The sequence below is a fragment of the Marinilabilia salmonicolor JCM 21150 genome, assembly GCF_000259075.1.
Classification (GTDB): Bacteria; Bacteroidota; Bacteroidia; order Bacteroidales; family Marinilabiliaceae; genus Marinilabilia; species Marinilabilia salmonicolor.
In genome coordinates this window covers 100,336-123,771 of sequence record NZ_AJKI01000011.1, presented here as the reverse complement: position 1 = coordinate 123,771, position 23,436 = coordinate 100,336, and the positions used below count along the sequence as shown (strand labels likewise).

Annotated in this window: 17 protein-coding genes; 12 read left to right on the top strand and 5 right to left on the bottom strand. The window is 42.8% G+C overall.

Going from position 1 to position 23,436, the window contains the following annotated elements; genetic code table 11:
- Positions 1 to 2 precede the first annotated feature (2 nt).
- From rplQ to W7W_RS0107535, 4 genes are all read left to right on the top strand, one after another.
- Complete coding sequence (rplQ, locus tag W7W_RS0107560) at positions 3 to 542, top strand: 50S ribosomal protein L17 (RefSeq protein ID WP_010663192.1); 540 nt, start codon at positions 3 to 5, stop codon at positions 540 to 542.
- Positions 543 to 716: 174 nt separating this feature from the next.
- Positions 717 to 2,021, top strand: coding sequence for a phosphopyruvate hydratase (gene eno, locus W7W_RS0107555; protein WP_010663191.1), 1,305 nt, complete (start codon positions 717 to 719; stop codon positions 2,019 to 2,021).
- Positions 2,022 to 2,353: 332 nt separating this feature from the next.
- Positions 2,354 to 3,667 (top strand): citrate (Si)-synthase, encoded by a 1,314-nt coding sequence (locus tag W7W_RS0107545; protein WP_010663190.1) that lies wholly within the window; start codon positions 2,354 to 2,356, stop codon positions 3,665 to 3,667.
- A gap of 150 nt (positions 3,668 to 3,817) precedes the next feature.
- Positions 3,818 to 7,162 (top strand): ligand-binding sensor domain-containing protein, encoded by a 3,345-nt coding sequence (locus W7W_RS0107535; protein WP_234408685.1) that lies wholly within the window; start codon positions 3,818 to 3,820, stop codon positions 7,160 to 7,162.
- Between the two features lie 343 nt (positions 7,163 to 7,505).
- On the opposite strand, the gene W7W_RS0107520 is transcribed toward W7W_RS0107535, so the two are convergent.
- Positions 7,506 to 9,254: a response regulator gene (locus tag W7W_RS0107520; RefSeq protein WP_010663188.1), complete on the bottom strand. Its 1,749-nt coding sequence runs from the start codon at positions 9,252 to 9,254 to the stop codon at positions 7,506 to 7,508.
- Positions 9,255 to 9,490: 236 nt separating this feature from the next.
- Between W7W_RS0107520 and W7W_RS0107515 the strand changes: the two genes are divergently transcribed.
- Together W7W_RS0107515 and ettA are read left to right on the top strand one after the other, a co-directional pair.
- Complete coding sequence (locus W7W_RS0107515) at positions 9,491 to 10,339, top strand: hypothetical protein (RefSeq protein ID WP_010663187.1); 849 nt, start codon at positions 9,491 to 9,493, stop codon at positions 10,337 to 10,339.
- Between the two features lie 96 nt (positions 10,340 to 10,435).
- Entirely contained in the window at positions 10,436 to 12,127 is a 1,692-nt protein-coding gene (gene ettA, locus W7W_RS0107510) for an energy-dependent translational throttle protein EttA (RefSeq protein ID WP_010663186.1), read from the top strand.
- Between the two features lie 60 nt (positions 12,128 to 12,187).
- Here ettA and W7W_RS0107505 read toward each other — a convergent pair whose 3' ends face one another.
- Positions 12,188 to 13,315 (bottom strand): adenylate/guanylate cyclase domain-containing protein, encoded by a 1,128-nt coding sequence (locus W7W_RS0107505; protein ID WP_010663185.1) that lies wholly within the window; start codon positions 13,313 to 13,315, stop codon positions 12,188 to 12,190.
- A 477-nt stretch (positions 13,316 to 13,792) separates the two neighbouring features.
- Here W7W_RS0107505 and W7W_RS0107500 point away from each other — a divergent pair, with 477 nt between their 5' ends.
- The gene (locus W7W_RS0107500) at positions 13,793 to 14,131 is read left to right on the top strand and encodes a DUF4870 domain-containing protein (RefSeq protein ID WP_010663184.1); all 339 of its coding nucleotides are present in this window, start codon (positions 13,793 to 13,795) and stop codon (positions 14,129 to 14,131) included.
- Positions 14,132 to 14,141: 10 nt separating this feature from the next.
- Entirely contained in the window at positions 14,142 to 14,618 is a 477-nt protein-coding gene (locus W7W_RS0107495) for a WbuC family cupin fold metalloprotein (protein WP_010663183.1), read from the top strand.
- Here the strand turns inward: W7W_RS0107495 and ilvD are convergent.
- On the bottom strand, positions 14,605 to 16,284 hold the full coding sequence (gene ilvD, locus W7W_RS0107490) for a dihydroxy-acid dehydratase (RefSeq protein WP_010663182.1): 1,680 nt from the start codon (positions 16,282 to 16,284) through the stop codon (positions 14,605 to 14,607). The genes W7W_RS0107495 and ilvD overlap by 14 nt on opposite strands.
- A gap of 291 nt (positions 16,285 to 16,575) precedes the next feature.
- Between ilvD and W7W_RS0107485 the strand changes: the two genes are divergently transcribed.
- Positions 16,576 to 17,013, top strand: a complete 438-nt coding sequence (locus tag W7W_RS0107485; RefSeq protein ID WP_010663181.1) for a hypothetical protein — start codon at positions 16,576 to 16,578, stop codon at positions 17,011 to 17,013.
- A 173-nt stretch (positions 17,014 to 17,186) separates the two neighbouring features.
- On the opposite strand, the gene W7W_RS0107480 is transcribed toward W7W_RS0107485, so the two are convergent.
- The gene (locus W7W_RS0107480; protein WP_010663180.1) at positions 17,187 to 18,473 is read right to left on the bottom strand and encodes an NAD(P)/FAD-dependent oxidoreductase; all 1,287 of its coding nucleotides are present in this window, start codon (positions 18,471 to 18,473) and stop codon (positions 17,187 to 17,189) included.
- 492 nt (positions 18,474 to 18,965) lie between these two features.
- The gene (locus W7W_RS0107475; RefSeq protein ID WP_010663179.1) at positions 18,966 to 19,847 is read right to left on the bottom strand and encodes a 3-keto-disaccharide hydrolase; all 882 of its coding nucleotides are present in this window, start codon (positions 19,845 to 19,847) and stop codon (positions 18,966 to 18,968) included.
- A gap of 246 nt (positions 19,848 to 20,093) precedes the next feature.
- Here W7W_RS0107475 and W7W_RS0107470 point away from each other — a divergent pair, with 246 nt between their 5' ends.
- The 3 genes from W7W_RS0107470 to W7W_RS0107460 are packed head-to-tail and all read left to right on the top strand — an operon-like array spanning position 20,094 to position 23,418.
- On the top strand, positions 20,094 to 20,525 hold the full coding sequence (locus W7W_RS0107470) for a Fur family transcriptional regulator (RefSeq protein ID WP_010663178.1): 432 nt from the start codon (positions 20,094 to 20,096) through the stop codon (positions 20,523 to 20,525).
- A gap of 49 nt (positions 20,526 to 20,574) precedes the next feature.
- A complete protein-coding gene (locus W7W_RS0107465) occupies positions 20,575 to 22,917 on the top strand; it encodes a TonB-dependent receptor (RefSeq protein ID WP_029510466.1) in 2,343 nt (780 codons plus the stop codon).
- 30 nt (positions 22,918 to 22,947) lie between these two features.
- Positions 22,948 to 23,418 (top strand): DUF4625 domain-containing protein, encoded by a 471-nt coding sequence (locus W7W_RS0107460; RefSeq protein WP_199898068.1) that lies wholly within the window; start codon positions 22,948 to 22,950, stop codon positions 23,416 to 23,418.
- Positions 23,419 to 23,436 lie beyond the last annotated feature (18 nt).

Sequence of the window (23,436 nt, the reverse complement as noted above, 5' to 3'; positions counted from 1 at the left end):
CAATGAGACATAGAAAGAAATTTAATCACTTAAGCCGCACCAGTGCTCATCGTAAGGCTATGCTTTCAAACATGGCCAGTTCTCTGATTATTCACAAGAGAATTAAAACTACGGTGGCTAAGGCTAAGGCATTGCGTATGTACGTTGAGCCGCTGATCAATAAATCAAAAACTGACAATACTCATTCCCGTCGTATTGTATTTAGTCACCTTCAGAACAAAGAAGCAGTTTCAGAACTCTTCCGTGAAATTTCTGAAAAAGTGGCCAGTCGTCCAGGTGGATACACCCGTATCCTGAAACTGGGCAATCGTCAGGGAGATGCTGCCGAAGTTTGCTACATCGAGCTGGTTGACTACAACGAAAATATGCTTTCTGAGACTTCAGGTGCTGCCAAGAAAAGTACCAGAAGAAGTCGCCGAGGAGCTAAAAAATCAACTGCTGAAACTGCTGCTCCTGTTGCAGAGGCTGCCGAGAAGGCTCCTGAAACTGCGAAAGAAGAGCCAAAAGCTGATGATGCAGCTGAAGAGAAAAAAGAAGAATAAACCAGATGAGCTCTCATTTGATTTAAAAGTTCTTAAAAAAGGATAAAGGGTCAGAGCTTTATCCTTTTTTTTTGACAATTCTGCTACTTCTTGAGATATTTGGGGTGGTAAATTAATTCTTGGGTGAGAGATTTTTTCTAATCAAATATTAAACCGAAATAAAACGATAACATTATGGGACAAATTGCTAATGTTCATGCCCGCGAAATTCTGGATTCACGCGGAAATCCTACTGTAGAAGTGGAAGTGACTCTTGATTGTGGAGTTATTGGCCGTGCTGCTGTGCCATCAGGCGCCTCTACCGGCGAAAATGAAGCACTGGAGCTTCGCGACGGCGATAAAGGTCGTTACCTTGGTAAAGGTGTTCTTAAGGCTGTTGAAAACGTTAATACTGTGATTGCTCCTGCGCTTGTTGGTATGAGTGCTTTGGATCAGGTAGGCGTTGACAACAAGATGCTTGAAATGGACGGAACCAAAACAAAAAGCAAGTTAGGTGCCAACGCTATTTTGGGCGTTTCTCTGGCTACTGCCAAAGCTGCTGCCGAATATCTTGATATGCCTCTTTACCGATATATTGGCGGAACCAATTCAGTAACTCTTCCTGTTCCTATGATGAACATCATCAACGGTGGGTCGCACTCCGATGCTCCTATTGCATTCCAGGAGTTTATGGTTCGTCCTGTTGGTGCAAAGACTTTCCGCGAAGGCTTGCGTATGGGTGCTGAAGTATTTCACGCATTGAAAGCTGTTTTGAAAGAGCGCGGACTGAGCACTGCAGTTGGTGACGAAGGTGGTTTTGCCCCTGAACTTGAAGGAACAGAGGATGCTTTGAACTGCATCATTAAAGCGATTGATAATGCCGGATATAAGCCCGGACGCCTGGAAGATGGTGGTCAGGTTTCTATTGCACTTGACTGTGCTGCTTCCGAATTTTTTGAAAATGGTGTTTATGACTACACCAAGTTTGAAGGTCCTAACGGAGCTAAGCGTAACTCAGAGGAACAGGCTGCTTACCTGGCTGAACTAATATCTAAATTCCCCATCGATTCAATCGAGGATGGTTGTGATGAAGGTGACTGGGATGGTTGGGTGAAACTCAACAATCAGATTGGTGATAAGTGTCAGTTGGTTGGTGACGATTTGTTTGTGACCAACGTTGATTACCTGCAGAAAGGTATCGAGCTTGGTGCTGCCAACTCTATCCTGATTAAGGTTAACCAGATTGGTACGCTGACTGAAACGTTGAATGCTATTGAGATGGCCCACCGTGCCGGATATACTTCTGTTACTTCGCACCGTTCAGGTGAGACTGAAGATGCTACCATTGCTGATATTGCAGTTGCTACCAACAGCGGACAGATTAAAACTGGTTCATTGAGTCGTTCAGACCGTATGGCCAAGTACAATCAGTTGCTTCGCATCGAAGAAGAATTGGGTGATGCTGCTGTTTATGGATATAAGAAAATTGTAAAGAAATAATTTACAGTTTCTGAATTACAGCCCTCTGATTTTTTTAGAGGATTAGAATTTTAAGCCGGATTGCAGAAATGCTTTCCGGCTTTTTTATGTTTGTGTTAATTAACTAAAATAATGAATTTGTTAATTGTGGTCCAAATTCTATTGTACTGCCTTGATTGATTGTTGTTTTGTCAGTGCGATGTTTTGTTTGTCCAGCTGTGTCTTTTTATGGACGGTGGTTTGCAGGTGTTGATCAAAACATTTTTTAATTTTTTTTGTTTGTTTATCAGGTTTTGATATGTACAGGCTAACTCTCCAAAGAATCAAATGCAAATAACCAATTATTGTTTTATATGGACTACATAAAAGATAAACTTATTACAAAAGGCAGACCTCAGGCTGAAACTGTAAAAAAAATTCAGAAAGAATATGGCGATTCTATTATTCAGGAGACCACTCTGGGGCAGGTTTTTTCAGGTATGAAAGGTGTGGTTTCCCTACTCACCTGTACCTCCAAACTGGATCCGGATGAGGGAATTCGCTTTAGGGGCTATTCAATCCCTGAGTTAAGAGAGAAGTTACCTAAACTTTCTGAGGATGGAGAACCATTGCCTGAAGGATTGTTTTATCTCATGCTTTTGGGTGAGCTCCCCAATGATGAAGACGTGAAGTTTCTTAGTGATTCATGGGCGAAGAGAGCGCAGGATATTCCTCAGCATGCCTTTGATGTTATAAATGCATTGCCCAAAAGTGCACATCCCATGATTCAGTTTAATTCTGCCATTCTTGCTATGAGTACTGAATCACATTTCCGGAGAGCGTATCTGGCAGGTATGGATAAACGTGATTACTGGGATCCGATGTATGAAGGGGTAATGGATCTCATTAGCCGTTTGCCTGTAATTGCTGCTTATATCTATCGTAGGGTTTTTCACGATGAAAAGTATATTGACCCTGATCCGTCTTTGGACTGGGCAGGCAATCTGGCTCATATGATGGGGTTCGAAAGTGAGGAAGTTAGGCGTCTTATGCGTTTATATATGGTTATTCATGCGGATCATGAGGGCGGAAATGTTTCGGCTCATGCCACACATCTGGTGGGATCGGCCCTCTCTAATCCTTACTATAGTTTTTCGGCAGGAATGAACGGCCTTGCCGGACCTTTGCACGGAATGGCCAATCAAAATGTGATGCACTGGTTGCAGCGGTTGATGGATGAACTGGGTACCGATAATCCTACTACGGAGCAGGTGCGCGAGTATGCAAATGCGACGCTGGATGCAGGACGCGTTATTCCTGGTTATGGTCATGCTGTTTTAAGAAAAACCGATCCCCGTTTTGCTGTTCAGCTTGATTTTGCCAATAAGTATATTCCGGAAGCTCCGCTGATTAAGCTGGTAAAAAAAATATATGATGTTGTTCCGGATATTTTATCCGAAACAGGGAAAGTAAAAAATCCATGGCCCAATGTTGATGCCATTTCAGGAAGTTTGTTGTCGAGTTACGGCATTACGGAATATCCTGTATATACAATGCTCTTTGGAGTTTCCAGGGCCTTGGGGGTATTGACTCAGCTGATATGGGACCGTTTGTATGGATTACCCATTGAACGTCCCAAGTCTCAAAATCTTGAATGGTTTAAGGAAAAAGTTGGGTTTAAAGAATGATTGAAGAGGTGTTTTTGAAGCCAAAAAAGATTGAAACCGGAATGCTTCACTGTATTTCCGGTTTTTTAATGGTGGATAGATGGGAATTGCCATGTTTTTTTATATTTTCGTTGTATCCAGACAAATTGTAGTTTTCCAATATCCCTGACTGTGAAAAGACTATTTCTTCATATTTTTTTGTTTTTTGTGATTGCGGATGCAACCTGGAGTGCTGAGTTGTCAGGTGATTTCGGGACATCACAAATGACTATCTCAGATGGCTTGTCCAATAATTCCGTGACTGAAATCTTTCAGGATAGTTACGGCTTTTTGTGGATTGGAACCGAGGATGGGCTCAATAGGTATGACGGATATAATTATATAACTTACCGGCATAACCCATCAGATAAACACTCTATTTCCGGAAATCATATACAATGTATCGTTCCCGGAAACAATAATGATTTGTGGATTGGTACCAGAAATAACGGTTTGAGTCGTTTGGATTATACTACCGGTCGGTTTACTTCTTTTCTTTCACATCCCGGAGATGATAATTCGCTTCCGGAGAACGGAGTATATGGCTTGCTTACCGATAAATCAGGTAATCTGTGGGTGAAAACACAGTCTTTCGTTTCTGTTTTTAAAGGTGATTCCGTCGGATTTGAGAATTACGGGCACTTTAATAATGTTTTTAATGTACGCGATGCCATTACCTATCCGCTGTTGGTGGAGTCAGACAGTTCTATTCTGGTTGGGACCAAAGATGGGTTGAACAGATTTAATACTGAATCAAGGCATTTTTCCAGATTGCGGTGTGAGAAACCGGGTTCAAAGGCGAATCATGAAACAGTTTTAGATTTGCTGCGTTGGAAAGGTAATACCTTCCTGCTTGCTTGTTCGTCAGGGCTCAATATATTGACGGCGAATTCGTCCGGCCATTTTGGAAAAGAACCGGTGGTCGATTTAGGGGCTGATGAAATTCCTGAGGCCAAAGATGTTTTGCTGTTAAAAAACGGAAACCTGGTGGCAGGTACCGGGCAGGGTTTGTTTTTTTACAATCAGACGTCCGACGGGAAGGACTTCACCCCGGGGAAAAGGCTTTTTGAAATATATGAAATTACTTCTGTCTTTGAAGATCAATCAGGAATCATCTGGGCCGGTACTAAGTTTAATGGCGTTTTGAAATTGAATCCTGCTCCTCCGAAAGTAAAAACACTGCCCGGGGAGGTAATAAAAAGTAAAGCTTTTGGTTCGGTAAACTTTCAGAGTGTTTTTCAGGATAACAGCGGGGATTTATGGCTGGGGACTAATGATTCCGGAATATACAAGTACAATCCCGAAGCTCACACCGTAATGAGTTATCCCATACAGTGTGATCGAAAAATGCATACTTATCCATATGCTGTTTATGCGATTTTCGAAGATAGTGAAGGAGTGCTATGGGCCGGAACCAATTGCGGGCTTTATTCCCTGAATGCTTCCACGGATAGATTTGAAGAATTTAGGAGTGGTCTCGATTTTGGTATTGATAATCTGATAAAGACCAACCATATCTATTCTCTGGCCAGTGATTATGACGGGAATTTGTGGATTGGTACAGGTTTTGGACTTTATCGTTTTGATGGACGTTATGTATTTAGTCACTTTTTTGATGAAAAAGCCAGGTCAGGACTTTACAGCGATCACATCAATGCATTGACCACGGATGAAGAGGGCAATCTTTGGATAGGTACCTCCGGAGGATTAAATGTTTGGAACCGGGATACAAAGCAGATTGGGAGGATTCCTTTTTTGGGAAGCGACAGTACTGAGATCAGAACATCCATCTTGTCCGTTGAACTGGCATACAATGGTGATATCTGGGTTGGTACCCGTTCGGGTGTATGGAAATTAGATCCTCAAAATCCCGAGCCTGAATTGATGGCGGGAAACAGGAATCTTGAGAATGATATGATTCAATCTGTAGTGGCTGATCATACCAATAGAGCATGGGTCTCCACGAATAAAGGTATTTCCTGCATCAATCCCGATGGTACAGTTTTTAATTTTGATGTGGTGGATGGTCTTCCCGGATATGTTTTTAATCAAAACAGTGTGTTTAAAAACAGGGAAGGGACTTTGTTTTTTGGTGGGGCAAAAGGGGTGTGTTGGTTTCATCCGGATTCGCTTCAATATAATCTGCACAAACCTCCGCTGGCAATCACACGAATTGAAATTGTCAGACGGGGTAAGAAAGCTGAATCATTCTGGCCTTTTACGGATGAAATAAGTTTTAAGTACAGGGCTTTTACCAGTCTGGAAATAGGTTTTTCTGCTCTTGAGTTTACGCAGCCTGCTAAAAATCGCTACCGTGTTTTTCTGGAAGGTTATGATTCGGAATGGAGGGCAGTGACCAGAGAAAACAGTGTCTCTTTTTCAAATTTGCTGCCGGGGGAATATACGCTGAAAATGATTGCTTCCAACAATGACTTTACCTGGAATAATGATCCCCTGGAACTAAAAATTGTTGTAAACCCTCCGCTTTGGATGTCCAACTATGCACTTGCATTTTATATTCTTGCATTAATATTTGTGCTTCATTTGTTTGTAAACTATCGTGTAAGACATTACAGAAAAGCGAACAGGGAACTACAGGAAAAGACGGTGAATAAAAACCAGATTGAGGCACAACGTGAGATTCTGACCCGAATCAACCGCAGCTTTACGGATAGTATTAATTATGCCCGACGAATTCAAAAAGCAATGACACCTTCAGAGGTTTCTTTTTTAGATGTCTTCCCTCAGTCATTTGTTTATTTAAGGGCGCGCGATATCGTAAGTGGTGATTTTTTCTGGTTTCATGAAAAGGGAGATAAGGTTTTTGTGGCGGCAGTGGATTGTACCGGGCATGGAGTTCCCGGGGCATTTATGTCCATTATCGGAATCGACCTTCTTAAGAATATTGTTGAAGTGCAGGGGGTGGAATCTCCTTCAGAAATATTAAAGACCATGAATGGCGATCTCATAAGGACGCTGCATCGTCAGCAACCGGCTGTTGAAGAAGAGGGGCGGGTAAACGACGGCATGGATATGTCGCTGATTGTGATAGACCGAAAAAATAAAACTTTGGAATTTTCAGGAGCTTACAACGGATTTTATTTGGTGCGCGATAATGAAATTCACACCTACAAAGGAGATCGTTTTCCCGTTGGATACTTGAAGGAAGGAGAGTCGCCGGTATTTACCCGAAAAGAGGTCTTTCTGAAAGATGATGATGTGGTTTATCTCTTTTCAGACGGACTGCCGGATCAGTTTGGAGGACCAGATCATAAGAAGTTTAAGTATCGTCGATTCAGGTTGTTGCTGCTGCATATGCACCGTATGGCGTTTAGCGAACAGAAAAAATTTCTTCATCAGAAAACAGAGGAGTGGATGGAAGGGGCTGTCGAACAGGTGGACGATATGCTTGTTATCGGTTTTAAACCTCTTGGCAATTCAATTAACAAAGACGGTTCTTCAGAAACGTCATCCTGAGTGCCTGCTCCAAAAAAAGTTTGGGGCATAATGTTTTGATGACAGAATTGGTCCGCCCCCGAAGGAGGCAAGCTCGAATCGAAGATCGACGCCAGTCAAAAAAACCGGGGAAAGGTTGAACGAATGAAACCGCGTCCCAGAATGGGGACCAACTGTCAATCTGTTGATATTTTGGTTTTTTACAAAAATATGTCATTGGTAGTAGCTTCCCCCGGGAAAAATTAGCACAATGCTTTTATGACGGAATTGGCTCGTTTCCACGGGGACAAATTTGGGTTAAAGATGAACGCAAACGGTCTCCTTTTCCAGATGCAGTAATTAATCATCAAATACATTAAACCTTTCAGGAGAGGTGCTTTTTAATAAGTTGAAGCAACTCATCGGGCTGAAAAGGTTTACTGATGTAATCATCCATCCCGGTGGCCAGGCAACGTTCTTTGTCTTCAGGGAAAGCATTGGCTGTTACTGCAATAATGGGCGTATGTGAATTGGTGCTTTGTTCAATTTCTCTTATTTTCTGAGTGGCTTTAAGTCCGTCCATGATGGGCATCTGGATATCCATGAGTACCAAATCGTATTTGGTATGCCCGAATTTCTCCAGCGCTTCTTTTCCGTTAAACGCCACATCTATTTTCTTGACTGCATTTTTGATGTACAGGATAATGATTTGTTGATTACTGATGTTGTCTTCTGCCAAAAGGATATTGGCGTTTTTAAGGTCTATTCCGGGTTTTTCGTGCGATTGCAGAGGGATTTCTTTGTGATGCCCGTCATTTTCTGAGATAGATTGCTGCCCCTCGGTGAAAGAGGATGAAAATTCAAAGACGGTTTTTTCATCATCGCATAAAATGCTGAAAGTGCGACCTTCAGATTCGATTATTTTCAGTGTTATCCCTAAATCCAGCAGGTCAATAATCCGGCTGTGGTTAATTCTGATCAGATCGTTGTGGTTATAAAACCCTTCGTCACTTCTGGTTTTATCCATGGGAACAACCATGTTGGTCACTATGCGAAACTGTAATTCCACTTTTTCCGGCATACTATCGAGACGGGATACTTCGATGGTTATAAATTTATTGGGCTGGTTATTGTTATTGAGAATACTGCTAACCAGGTTAAGGAACACTTGTTTGATTTTGATGCTATTTCCTGTAATGGATGTGGGGATGTCGGCAGACAGAGAGAGGTTAAACCTTATTCTGCTGTGCGCCGGTTTTGCCGAAAACAGGCGGATAGTATTGTTGAGCGTTGTGTAAAGGTTGAAGCTGGTAATGTTTTCAGGATCATGTGAGAAAGTTTTGGACGAAAAAACCAGATTATTAACCACATCAACCAAATTATTGGTGGATGCGTGAATGGTATTGAGATAATCTCTTTGCTGATCACTCATTACCGAGTTTTCCAACATCTCCAGAATGCCGGTAATATTGTTGAGGGGAGTACGTATTTGATATGAAAGTTTATTTATCAGGCTTTCCTGGGCTCTGTTTTGATTTTCTGACTCCAGAATTTGTCTGTCTTTTTCCAGAAAAACTTCCGACCGGATAAATTGGAAAGTGTAACCCACAAAAAAGGCCAGAATAAAAGAGGAGGAGATGAAAAGTTTTTGTTCCAGCGTGTAGGTGTTCATCCAGCCGGCAGGCTGAATTGGAATTATGAAATAGAGGATGATGAAGGCGAACAGTGAGAGCGCCCAGTAACTCCCCCTTTTTCTGCCACTGATGGTCATTGTCAGCAATGGGAAAAAGATGGTCCAGTAGCCATCAAGGCCTGTGCTGCCACCTGTGATTATGAAAAAGCAGAATGTCAACCCCAGTATAATTAGAAAAATATTCTGAAACCTCAAATCCTGCTCATCCCTTGAACTAAAATAATAATTAATGCTGAAGGCAATAGCCAGGATAAGCAATGGTGCAGCAAGAATGAGGTTTTCATGAATCAGGGAAATGATGCCCTGCGTTAAAACCGTGATGAAAAAGAGAAAATTTGTAATGTTGAGCAGCAGGGTCTTGGTTTTTGAATCCATATCAGCCTTATCTTCACGATCGGAAATAAACTGGCTGATGATCTTATTAAAAAAAGATGTGAGCATAATTTTTTCTTAGGATTTTTCGCGTTTGGTAAATGTAGTCTGATTTTTGAGAGTTTCAACAAATGTGTTCGCTCTATTTTGATTATAAAGATGGTAAATTTTCCTTAATTTTGATTCCTGATTGCGTACCTTTACTTTTAAATTTTGAGGCGGATTGGTTCTTAAATAAAGCTTGAAAGCAATTGTTGATTACTGAGCTGATCCTCACGTGGTTGAAATTTGAAAAATGATATAATATGAAACGTATTCTTTTTTTTGTTGTTGTTTGTGCGGCAATGAATTTGTCTCTTATGGCGCAGGAGCATGTGCCTGAGCAGGTGGATTATCAGAATTTCATGAAGAGTAAAACGTTGGTTTTGCTCGAGAAAAATCCAATGAGCGATTTTAATATGGCCATCCGAAAAGTGATGGAGAACTCTTGGACGCTTACCGATTACCAGTTTATTAATGATGCGGAGTTTGAAGCTTACCGCAACAATTCGTCTTATTCTTTTCTGATGATAACCAAGGCTACCTTTGAGAGAGACAGAACTAAAGCCAGATATAATTTTCTAAGTTTGCTGATGGCAGAGAGAGCTGCAAAAGTTCGTGATATGCCCGATCTGTGCTCATTGCCGCTGGCATACGAACAGGTGGAGGATGATAGTTACAGCTATAAGTTGGAAGCATTTATCCGTTTTATGCAAAACCATGTTCAATTAATGCTGAATGACCCTTCTTTAATTAATAAGAATCCTTTTAAGTATTACAATAAACAGAAGAAGGACGATTTGGAGAATAAGGTGCTTTACCTAACCAAAGAAGATTTGGCCAAAGAGATTGACACTGAACGGGAGATTCGTGATATCTATCCACATCAATTTCGAATTGTAACTCGTGAGGAGGTGGCCCAGGCTATTGCAGAGAAGCGCGAGGATGTAGTATTTCTCCATAAGGTGGGGCCCGAGAAAACCCGAATCAGAGCACGTGTATATAAAATGTTGGTGGGCGCAGGTGACCCGCATTTTTATTATTTTGACTATGCTATGATGAAAATGGCACAGGATGATGCTTTTCAGGAAAAAGATTTAAAGAAAATAAGATAGATTTTGTCCGTTGACAAGGTCTTATCAAAACCTGTTGGTGATTTTACCGGCGGGTTTTGTTTTGTATCGGAGTGTAAGAATTAAAAAGCAAAAAATATGTCTGACGACAAGAAGATTATTTTTAGTATGGTGGGGGTTAGTAAAGTTTATCCTCCACAGAAGAAAGTTCTGAAAGATATTTATCTCTCGTTCTTTTACGGAGCCAAAATTGGAATTATTGGTCTCAACGGTTCCGGTAAATCAACACTTTTGAAAATTATTGCCGGTATTGAAAAAGAATACCAGGGGGATGTCGTTTTTTCTCCGGGTTATTCGGTGGGATACCTGGAGCAGGAACCTCACCTGGATGATCAGAAAACGGTAAGACAGGTAGTGGAAGAAGGGGTGAAGGATGTTGTGGATGTGCTGAAGGCGTATGAAGAGGTCAATCTGAAATTTGCAGATCCGGAAGTGCTTGAGGATCCTGACAAAATGCAGACTTTGATGGATGAGCAGGCCAAACTTCAGGAGAAAATTGACCAGTATGATGCCTGGAATCTCGATAGCCGACTGGAAAGGGCTATGGATGCTTTGCGTTGTCCACCGGAAGATCAGCCGGTGAGTGAACTCTCCGGAGGTGAAAGAAGACGGGTGGCTCTATGTCGTTTGTTGCTACAGGAGCCAGACATATTGTTGCTTGATGAGCCGACAAACCATCTGGATGCTGAGTCTGTTCAATGGTTGGAAGTATTTCTGAAAAATTATCAGGGGACCGTAATTGCCATTACACACGACAGGTACTTTCTGGACAATGTGGCCGGCTGGATTCTGGAACTTGACAGGGGGGAAGGAATCCCCTGGAAAGGAAACTATTCGGGTTGGCTGGAGCAGAAAGCCAAACGCCTGGAGATGGAAGAAAAGCAGGTGTCAAAACGGCGAAAGACACTTGAGCGAGAGCTTGAATGGGTGCGAATGGCCCCCAAAGCCCGGCAGGCCAAGTCTAAAGCCCGTCTTTCTGCTTATGAAAGCCTGATGCAGGAGGATGTGAAACAAAAGGAAGAGAAACTGGAAATATTTATTCCCAACGGGCCACGCCTGGGAGAAAAAGTGATTGAAGCACACAATGTGGCAAAAGCCTTTGGTGATCGGTTGTTGTTCGATAACCTGGATTTTCAGTTGCCACGAAACGGCATTGTGGGGGTTATTGGGCCCAATGGTGCCGGAAAAACCACTCTGTTCCGAATGATTATGGAGCAGGAGACCATCGATGGTGGAACGTTTGAAGTGGGAGAAACTGTCAAAGTTGGTTATGTGGATCAGTCGCATGCCGATATTGATCCTGAAAAGTCGGTGTACGAAGTGGTGTCCGGAGGTAATGAAACCCTGAGAATGGGAGGAAAAGAAATCAATGCCCGTGCCTATCTGGCCAGGTTTAATTTTACCGGAAGTGATCAGGAGAAAAAGTGTGGAGCTCTTTCGGGCGGTGAACGCAACCGCCTGCACATGGCCATGACACTAAAGGAAGAGGCCAACGTGCTGTTGCTTGATGAGCCAACCAACGATATTGATGTGAATACTTTGCGGGCGCTGGAAGAGGGGCTTGATGATTTTGCAGGTTGTGCAGTAATCGTTTCGCACGACCGGTGGTTTCTCGACCGGGTGTCCACACACATTCTGGCTTTCGAGGGTAATTCAAATGTGCATTTCTTTGAAGGCGGTTATTCTGATTATGAGGAAAATAAGAAGAAACGACTTGGAGATGCTTCTCCGCACCGAATAAAATACAGAACCCTGCAGAAGAAAGGCTGACAGGAAAGAGGAGAACTCCTAAAATAAAACAGTGGTCGGCGCAATCTGACCATTGTTTTTTTATAAGGTTCGTGTGACAGGTGAACGCTGGTTACCGTTGACGTTTTTGGTAATAAAATTTTGGCTTTCCCTTGGCTTATGTAGGTAGTACATCTCAATCATACCTTTGCCCTTGACTCTTTGCGGTACCCGCCTCACAAAATTGTAATGGGGCTCGAGCAGTTTCCGGGTTGATTCGGAAACATTTATCTGCATCGGACCACTGTAGGTTTGCATCCGGGCCGCTATATTAACGTTATCTCCGAAGATGTCGTAAGATAAATTGTGTTCACTGATAAAACCGGCAATAATTTCACCGGAGTTCAGGCCAATTCTAAGTTCCCACTGAATGCCCTTTTGTTTGTTGCGTTCGCGGATGAAATCTCTCATTTCGCAGGCCATTTTTGCAGCTCTCAGGGCATGTTCCTTGGAGTTACTGAACATCCCGCTGACTCCCATGTAGGCATCGCCAATGGTTTTGATGCGAACACAATTGTGTTTTTGAGATATTTCATCAAACTTGGTAAAAATTATGCGCAATTCATCCAACAGTTTGCGTGGAGACATACGTGTGGCTTTTTCGGTGAAATTCACCAAATCGGCCATTATAATAGTGACATTCCGATAGGGTCTGGGTTGAATGACTACTCCGCTTTTAAGCGATTTGACAATTTCGGCAGGTAAAATGTTCTTTAGAATGTGGTGGGTTTTCTTTTGCTCAATTTCCAACTGTTGTTTCTGAACTTTCAGCTCCCGGAGCGTGTTGGCCAGTGTCATGGCAGAGCTGACTCTTGCTATGAGCTCGTCGGTTTCGATAGGCTTACGGACATAATCAATGGCTCCTGCTTCCAGAGCTTCTTTTACTTTATCAGAACTTGAAAAGCTGGAAATGATAATGACCGGAATGTCCTGCGTTTTCGGATTGAGTTTGAGGTTTTTCAAGGCCTCCATCCCTGAGATCTCAGGCATCTCCCAGTCCAGTAGAATGATGTCCGGACTAGTTTCCAGTGCGCAGCGATATGTTTCGTAACCATCGCGGGCGCGCTGAAAATTGATGTCATTGCTGAGTGTATGAAGCTGAGCTTTGATAAACTCTGCAATGCTGTCCATATCATCTGCAATCAGTATCGTCAGTTTGTTTGATGGCATTGAAAATGAGTTTTTAGAAAAGCAAAGTTAATGTTTTTTTTGATATGTGTTTTTTCTTGTAGCAAACTGATAAAAAAGATTAAAGGCAAGGGCTGATTATGGTTGGTGAATAGTGAAAAATAATCCTGATAGAGGAGAAAGAAAAATAATAATTTTTTTGTATTCAGTGGTTTGAGGTTGTTTTGACTGCTCTTGTCAGCTAAAGGTTTGTCCTCTAAGGTTAAATCTCCGGGAATACTTTATTATAGGGATGAGCAGCTATAATATGTGATTAGGATTGAATAAAAAGGCATCCCTCTGGCGTGTTCTGATTACTTTTAGAGTTTCGGTTTGAGATTCATAAGAAAAAAGGATATTTTTATACCTGTGGGGAGCAAAGATTTGCTACTTATTTGAGGTTTTTACGGTTGTTTTGTTCGTATTGCCCGGGTGTAAGAAACGAGTGATTAATGAATGGTTGATTAAAAGTATTAGCGTATGACGACAGATGAAAAAAACTGGGGAATGTATTGTCATCTGGCTGCCTTTGCCGGGCTGCTTATCCCTTTTGGAAATGTGATTGGGCCTTTGATCATATGGCTTATCAAAAAGGATGAGTATCCACATGTTGATGCAGAAGGGAAAGAATCTGTGAATTTTCAGATTACGGTGGCCATTGCTGTGATGGTTGCCGGAGCACTTAGTGTGGTGCTAATTGGTGTTCCCTTATTGATCGCTATTGTGATTTTTGCGGTAATTTTTGTGATTAAGGCCATAATGGAAACGAATGAAGGACGATCATATCGGTATCCATACAATCTTCGGTTAATTAAATAGTGTTGTGCCAATGAAGTTGATTGATCAGCAATTGTTGGATTACCTTTCCGGACAAGCCGATAGTTTGGAGCGAAAACGGAAAAATCTGAATTTCCATTTTGGGGATGAAGATGTTTTGCAACGTATGCTCAATGCTTTTGAGCCCGGGACTTATGTGCGTCCTCATAAGCATGAAAATCCGGAAAAGAGAGAGGTTTTTATTTTGCTTAGGGGACGATTAATGATGCTGTTCTTTGATAATGAAGGTAATGTTTCGCATTGTCAATTACTGGATCACAAGGCAGGGAAATATGCTGTGGAGATAGCTCCCGGGGAATGGCATATGGCCATTTCGCTGGAGAGAGGAACGGTAGTTTATGAGGTGAAAGACGGCCCCTATAATCCCTCCAATGACAAACAGTTTGCATCCTGGGCTCCTGCAGAGGGAACTCCGGATGCAAATGTATGGCTGGAAAGACTGATAGGGGAGTTTGTTATTGATCTGTGATACACCCCTCTGAGGCAGAGGCGACTGAGTTTCTGAATTTTTTCAGGATTCCGGTGGCCGGCTTTTCCACAGGTTTTTCCCATTCTTTTTTTCGTTTTGCAATTTCTTCATCAGAAAGATCCACCTCAAGCAGGTTTTTATTGATGTCGATGGTGATAATATCTCCGTCTTGTATTAAACCAATCAGGCCTCCACTGTATGCTTCCGGGGTGATGTGACCAACCACAAAACCATGTGATCCGCCGGAAAATCTGCCGTCTGTAATAAGTGCCACATCGTTGCCCAGACCGGCTCCCATAACTGCCCCTGTAGGTTTTAGCATTTCGGGCATTCCGGGGGCGCCTTTGGGGCCGCTGTTTCGTATCACGATGACTTCACCGGGCTTCACGCTTTTGCCAATGCCCTCGATGGCTTCCTTTTCATCCTCAAATACATGAGCCGGCCCGCTGAAATGGTCTCCTTCTTTCCCCGTAATTTTGGCAACAGCTCCTTCGGTTGCCAGGTTTCCATAGAGAATCTGGATATGACCCGATTTTTTGATGGGATGACTTAGCGGAGCAATAATTTTTTGGTTTCCGGGAAGGTTTGGTACCGATTCGAGATTCTCGCCTATTGTTTTACCGGTCACCGTCATGGGATTTCCGTCAATCAATCCCTCTTTAAGCAGGAATTTCATTACCGCCGGAATTCCTCCAATGTTGTGCAGGTCCTCCATCAGGTATTTTCCACTGGGTTTCAGATCGGCCAGATATGGAGTTCTGTTGCTAATTTCCTGGAAGTCGTCGATGCTGAGCGGTACACCTACCGATTTGGCCATGGCGATGAGATGGATGACCGCATTTGTGGATCCCCCCGTGGCCATAATTAGCGTGATGGCATTTTCGAAAGCCTGGCGAGTCATTATATCCCGGGGTTTGATGTCTTTATCCAGCACCGTTTTGATGGCTTTTGACAAAGTTTGTGCTTCATCTCTTTTTTGGGGGCTTACAGCGGGATTTGAGGAAGTGTAGGGTAAACTCATTCCCATACATTCGATTGCTGCCGCCATGGAATTGGCTGTGTACATGCCGCCACAGGCTCCTGCTCCCGGTATGCTGTGTCTGATGATTCCTTTGTAGTCGAAATCGGAGATTTTTCCGCGTAATTTTTCGCCATAGGCTTCAAAGGCGGAAACGATGTTCAGGTCCTGGTTTTTCCAGCTTCCTTTCTTGACTGTTCCTCCATACATGAGGATGGCCGGACGATTTAACCTTCCAAGTGCAATCATGGCGCCCGGCATATTTTTATCGCATCCAACAATGGGAATCACGGCATCGTAAAATTGAGCACTGACCACTGTTTCGATGGAGTCGGCAATAAGTTCTCTGGATGGAAGGGAATATTTCATGCCCTCCGTACCGTTGGTTATGCCGTCGCTAACTCCTATGGTATGAAAAATCAGCCCGTAAAGGTCTTTTTGCCGGTCAACTTCCTTTTTTACCAGGGTGGCGATGTCGTTGAGGTGCATATTGCAGGGATTCCCCTGAAAGCCAGTGCTTACGATTCCCACCTGAGCTTTTTTCTGGTCGTCTTCGCTCATCCCAATGGCATAGAGCATGGCTTGCGCTGCCGGCAGACTTTCATCCTGTGTAATGAGACGACTGTATTTATTGAGTTGATTTTTCATGAGCTTGTTTTTTGATTTGTTAAATAGGTTTATTCTGAAACTGAACATTGCTATGGATGGTTGGTGAAACGATGTTCGATTCCGTCAATTAATAAGGTTACAGTGTAACAAGATGTTTGCTATTATTGTTGGACAGATTGGGGCTTTTTCTAATCCTTCATTTGTTTTGTTTTAGAGTGGCAGCTCAAATGGAGGAATATAGAGGATGTTTTTGTCCTTTATTCGGCGGTTTTGTATATTTGTGAAGTAAAAAAATCTCTTGCTGTTGAACTTTGAGCTTGAATTAAAGTAATGAGAAAAGCCATTTTATTTGCCGTAATTATCCTGACGTTTTGGGCCGGTGCAGTAAGTTCCATAAGTTTTATGGAAGCCTGGATTAAGTTTCAGGCACCCGGGGTAACTTTACCCATTGGGTTGGGTATTGGGATGAAGGTTTTCAGGGCATTAAATTTTATAGAATGGGCCTTATTGGTAGCCTATTCGGCCATTCTGGTGTTGAGCTTCAGAAAACTATCTCTTGTTGTTAAGAGTCTTTCCATAGTTTTAATGCTCGTTTTGCTTGTTCAGACCTTTGTTCTTTTGCCCGCCCTTTCAGAAAGAGCGTTAATGATAATTGACGGAAAGCAGGTTGACGACTCCCTGGTCCATCTTTATTATGTGATACTTGAAGTTGTTAAAGTAACTTCCTTAATTGTTTTGTCTGTCAAGTGGGGCAGAAGACAAGCCTGAGTTCTTGTGGTTCTTAGAGATATTTAATCTGGATTATTGACTTCGTTTCATAAATTATTTATTACGATGTTTAACCCGGGCTATTGCTCTCATACTTACAGCATATTTACTCCTAACCAGTTTTATTCCTAAGGTGGGCTAAGACGCTGTGGGGGCGATTTACGTGGTTCGAATTATGGTTGCTCATCTGATGTTTTTCCTGAAGTAAGAATTAATCGCAGGGAAGTATTCTTGGTCACATAAAGCCAGGCCCAGTTGATAAAAATAATGAGCCGGTTACGGACGCTTAGAATGAGCATGAGGTGTAAGAACATCCAGACCAGCCAGGCAATATATCCTTTAAACCGGATAAATGGAAGATCAACCACCGCCTTATTCCGTCCGATGGTGGCCATGGAGCCCAGGTCTTTGTATTTATAATCGGCCACCGGTTTGCCTTGTTGCAGTTGTTTTAGGTTTTTTGCAAGTAAACGCGCCTGATTGATAGCAACATTGGCAACCTGTGGATGTCCGTTGGGATAATCCGGTGTTTCCATATAAGCAATGTCCCCTACCGCAAAAATATTGTCAAATCCTTGTACTTTGTTTTGCCGATTCACAATGATTCGGTTCCCCCGCGTAATTGCATCGGCCGGAACTCCCTCAGTTTTTCTCCCTGTTACTCCGGCAGCCCAAATGACGGTGGCAGATTTTATAGTCTCTCCCGAGCTTAGTGTAAGATTTTCTCCGTCATAATCTTTAACAAAGGTGTTTTTTAGGAGTACCACACCCATCTTTTTCAGATATTTTTCAGCCGCTTCGCCCGATGCTTTGCTCATGTTGTTGAGTACATGGTTGCTGCCTTCAACCAGGCGTATGGTGAATTTTGACAGGTCGATATCGTGATAGTCCTTCGGAAGGATTTCTTTTTTTATTTCGGAGAAGGCTCCGGCAAGCTCTACCCCGGTGGGCCCGGCACCGACTATGGTCAGGTTCAGCATCCGTTCACGATCTGCCTTGGGGGCCGCAATTACTTTCTCAAAAGTTGTAAGGATATGATTTCGGATGGTGATGGATTGATAGGTTGTTTTTAAGGAAAATGCGTTCTTTTGAATGTTGGCGTTTCCGAAATAATTGGTTCTGCAACCGGTGGCCAATATCAGATAGTCGTATGAAAAATCACCTATAGTGGTGGTAATGGTTTGATGATCCGGGTTAACTTTGAGCATCTCTGTCATCCTTATTTGGATGTGGGATCTGCTTTTGAAAATATTTCTGAAAGGGAAGGATATACTTGCCGGCTCAATTTGTGATGTGGCGACCTGATAAAATAAGGGCTGAAATTGGTGATGATTGATTTTGTCGATCAATAAGACATTAAAAAAACGTTTGTCCAGATTTCTAACCAGTTGGAGTCCTGCAAATCCGCCTCCAACAACAATTACCTGTTTCTTTTCCTGGAGATTTTGTTCTTTAACCATGATTCTCTGTTATTTTCCTGATAAATGATTGTGTTGTCTGCAACTAAAACAGAGTGGCAGGTCTTATGTTTGTTGATTTATAGAATTTTTTCTTTAATTAGGAAAATGTAAGACAAGCTTGTCTGAAAATAGTGATTGCCGAAAAGAAAATATTATGCGAGAGCGAAGATGTTCCATTGGTTTTAAAAGGCCGAACGTCTTTAAGCAATAGTCTGGGGTAACGCCCCAGGGAAATTGTAATAAATCATTCCCCCCTCTCTTTATTGGTCGCGTTGCGACCAATAAAGAGAGGGGGGAATGATGATAAATCCAGGGCGTTGCCCTGGGCCATTGCTTCCAGGCTTTCAGCCTGTTGTGGCTAACCTGTTTTATGTATAGGGTAGTCCTCCTAAAACCGAGGCTTTTTCCTTTTAAAAAAATGCATGAAAGCAACTAATTGTAATTAAGTGTATTAGCCGTTTTGTGTGGGTGGTGGGTTAGGTTAATCTTATATTAATGATAGAATTTTTCCCATTGTGCGGGGAATTGATTCAGTTGTTTAATTTTGATGTCTTTAAAATAAACTTCACCCGCTTCACTCTGAATCTGAATTTTGCCACTCTCCAGCGGTTGGGTTCCGTCTTCGGTTGTCATTCTGGAGTTTTGCAATACCATTACAACTTTTCCGTTGACGATGTGCAGACTTTTCCCGTTAAAGCAGATAAGTTCCAGGGTGGTCCATTCACCAGGGGCACTTTCATAATCGGCACTTCGTAAACAAAAAGCATCGCGCCCGCTTGAGCCGCCTATGGGAATGAATGGTTCCTCATGTCCGGCAACCGTGTTCATCATTCCTTCCTGAGGGAAGGCGCGGACATCAGTTGCGGTATTTCCAATGGCCCAGTAATCACCCATGTGGCCTTCCATGATTTGAAATTCCTGAGAGAGCATCCATGAGCGCCAGTAATCCACTCCGGCGTCTCCAGTTGAATGATAGAGAAGTCCGGAATCCAAAAGTTTGTCTTTGCGGGGTTCCCATTTCTTATCACCCCATTTCACTTTTAGCTTCAGGTGGTAATTGTCGAAAGACTCTTTGGTGAAAACGCACCCGTAATACTCGCCACTTATCTTAAGAACAGGGATTCCGTCTTCTTCAATTACCGAAAAAACATTGTTTACATTATTGTTGTAGCCGACGGGTGCAATGGTTTCTCCGTTTTTATCCAGTGGGTGACTGCCGTCGTAATTGTTCTGATGCTTAAAGCTCAGATACATTTCCCATTTGGAAAGGTCTTTGTCCAGCAGTTTTTTCCATTCATCTTCGGGACTAAAGGAGGTAAACATTAATGCCGAAAGCAGCATTGCTGTTATTGAAAATCGTTTGTGACGGTTCATCTTAGATTTTTTTATTGGGTTTGTTGTTTTAAAACTCTTAAAGTAATGAAAATTTTTATGATTTACATGTCGTTGGAGCCGATTGAGGTTGTGTTGGTTGGTTGAATAAATATTAAGGACGATTGTATATCAAAGGTAGTTGAGCATCGGAATGAGGTATTTGTGAAAAAAGCGGATTAATTGAAACATTGTTTCAAATGAAATGTTATTTCATTAACTTTGTTGCATTGTTTTAATATGAAACTTATGACTGCTTCAGAAATATTAGACCACCATAAGGTGAAAAAAACCACACCTCGTATAGCCTTAATACAGGTATTACAAGAGTCTTCTGGTCCTCAATCTGAAAATGAGATCAGAGATGTGATGGGAGAATTGTACGACCGGGCAACTTTTTATCGCAGTGTACAGACGCTCACCTATGCAGGAATAATTCATCGCATTGTGGCCGATAATGTGATGGTAAAGTATGCACTGAACAACTGTGAGAAAGGACATCATCATCAGGTGGACCACGCTCATTTTTATTGTCGGAAATGTCACAACCTTTTTTGTCTGAAAAGCATTAAGGTGCAATCGTTGAACCTACCTGATGGGTTCGTGGACGAAGAGCATGATTTGGTGATTCGGGGTATTTGTAATCAATGTGGTGACTCAGTGACGGTTGGTGATGTGTAATGTGGTAAAATTCCGGTGTTTCGGTTTGTTTTTTATGGTAGTGTTGAATATGAAAAGTGTTTTTCTGTGGTCCCTGCTGTTGGTGAGTTCAGGGTTAACGGGCCAGTCAAGTTTATCACTGCAAGGGGTGGTTACCTGTCAGCACAATGATCCTTTACCGGGGGCAGTGGTTCACATCGAATCATTGGGGATGGGGACGGTGACTGAAGAAGATGGGGCTTTTCAGATAAAAAATATTCCTTCGGGAAAGTACTTGGTTGAAGTTTCTTTTTTAGGGTATGAGCCCTGGTTAAGAGAAATTGACATCAACGAACAGATGCCGTTGCATATTTCTTTGCAGCGGGAAGATCATTCGCTGAACGAAGTGGTGGTGGAAGGAACCTATCGAAGTATTTTGAACAGGGAAGATTCACGAAGTGTGGCGGTGGTGGATCGGAAATTTATCGCGGATAATCGCTCAGGAAGCTTGATGCAGACCCTCAGGCGGTTGCCGGGTATCAGTTCCATCGATATTGGTTCCGGACAGTCGAAGCCCTTGATTCGGGGCCTTGGTTTCGACCGTGTGGTGGTGGCAGAAAACGGGGTAGCACATCAGGGACAGCAGTGGGGAGCTGACCATGGGCTGGAAATTGACCAGTACGGGATTGAAAATGTGGAAGTAATTAAAGGACCGGCATCTCTGATGTATGGTTCTGGTGCCATTGGTGGTGTTATTGATATGCGGAGTTTTTCAATTCCCGGACAGAATTCTTCAGGTGTGGCGGTGGACCTCACGGGGCGGAGCAACAACCAGTCGATTGGTGGTTCTGTAGCACTTTTTAAGAGATGGAATCATTTGTTTTTAAGAGCCAGAGTGTCGGCTGTAGATTATGCCGATTACCGCGTGCCTGCCGATAGTATCGAGTACTATTCATATTACTTTCAGCTCAAAGACGGTGCGATGCGCAATACCGCCGGCTATGAGAATAATGGCAATCTGGCTTTAGGGTGGACTTCAGATAAATTTATGACCCGACTTACGGTTAGTCAGCTTAATGCTAAAAGCGGTTTTTTTGCCAATGCTCACGGACTGGAAATCAGAACTTCTTCCATCGATTATGACCGCTCTTCCCGTACCATAGATTTGCCATATCAGCAGGTGCGTCATCGAAAAGTGACGAGCAATACCACGATTTCTCCGGGTGCTCATCAAATACGAATCAATGCAGGATGGCAACATAATCGGCGTGAGGAATTCTCTGAGGCTGTGGCGCATGGATATATGCCTAAACCACCCGATAATCTTGAACGGTGGTTTCAAAAAGAAACCAGAAGTGTAAATGTGCGTTGGAAAATTCCTGAAATAGGTCGTCACAACCTTACTGTTGGCGGAGATGTAGAGCATCAGGTGAATGAAATTGACGGATGGGGTTTTATTATTCCTGCATTTCAAAGTACTGAATCGGGCCTTTTCATTCACGATAAGGTTTTTTTGACACCTCCCTGGGTTGTTAATGCAGGTATTCGTTATGACTTTTCAAGGATTCAGATTGAGCCGCATCGCGATTGGTTTGTGAGTCCGCGTGAAAATGGAGAAGAGTATATTCTCAGAGCACCTGATGTCGACAGGGATTTTAGCTTTGTGAGTTGGGCGCTGGGTGTAAACTATCATCAGGAACGTTCGTTTTTTAAATTGAATTTTGGCAACGGCTTTCGGATGCCACTCCCCAAAGAGCTGGCGGCAAATGGAATGAACTATCACATGTACCGCTACGAGGAGGGGGATATCAATCTTTCGCCTGAGGTGTCGTGGCAACTGGATGCTGCGGTTGGACATGAATGGAATTTCTTTGGATTTGAGATAAACCCCTTTGTGACCTGGTTTCCAAATTATATTTACCTGGGACCGGAAGGCGGTTATGAACAGGGTTTGCAACGATTCAAATATCAGAATAATGAGGTATTTCGCACAGGAGGTGAACTGATGATGCAATATCGGATTTCTGACCGACTGAAAAGCGCTCTGGAATCGGAGTATGTTTACTCCCGGCAGATGACAGGAGATAAAGAAGGGTTTACGTTGCCGTTTTCACCTCCCTGGACGACAGACTTTTCTCTGGAATATAGCCATCCTTTTTTTCGGTCATTTGAAAACCTGATACTTAGAGGGGAGTATCGCCTTGTTGCAGCTCAGAATGAGATAGTTCCTCCCGAAAATAAAACTCCGGGATATGGGCTGACTTCCATATTGGCAGGGGCATCCCGTCAGGTCGGCGCGGCGCAAATCAACTGGCGTTTTCAGATGCGAAACCTGTTTAATGTCCGGTATCTCGATCATACCAGTTTCTACCGGCTGATAGAGGCTCCGGGACCCGGACGTAATTTTATTGTTTCAATGAGTGTTTCCTTTTAATTATTGATAAATATTTAAATTTTTATGATGATGATGAGAACTTTCTTGAGTGTGTTGATGATTTCGCTTTTCCTTTTTTCATCCTGCAGCGATGATAAGGACGATATGTATCCGGTTGTTGATATGTCAGGAAGCGATGCTTTTCCGGTAAATTGTTCGGTGGTATATCCGGGAGAGACTTTTACTTTCAGGGCTGTGTTTACCGACAATGAAGAATTGAGTGCTTTCAGTATTGAGTCGCACAATAATTTTGACCATCACACCCACAGCACCGATGCGGTTGAGTGTGAAATGGAGCCGGAAAAGGAACCCGTTAATCCGTTTCACCTTATCGATGAATACAATATTCCTTCGGGTTTGACTTCGTATGAGGCGGAAGTTGACATATTTGTTCCCGAGGATGCGGATACGGGCGATTATCACTTTATGGTAAGACTAACTGATGCAGCAGGATGGCAAACTATGAAGGGAATTGCCATTAAGATACTGCCCCGGGAATAGGGAGAAACATTGCTGAAT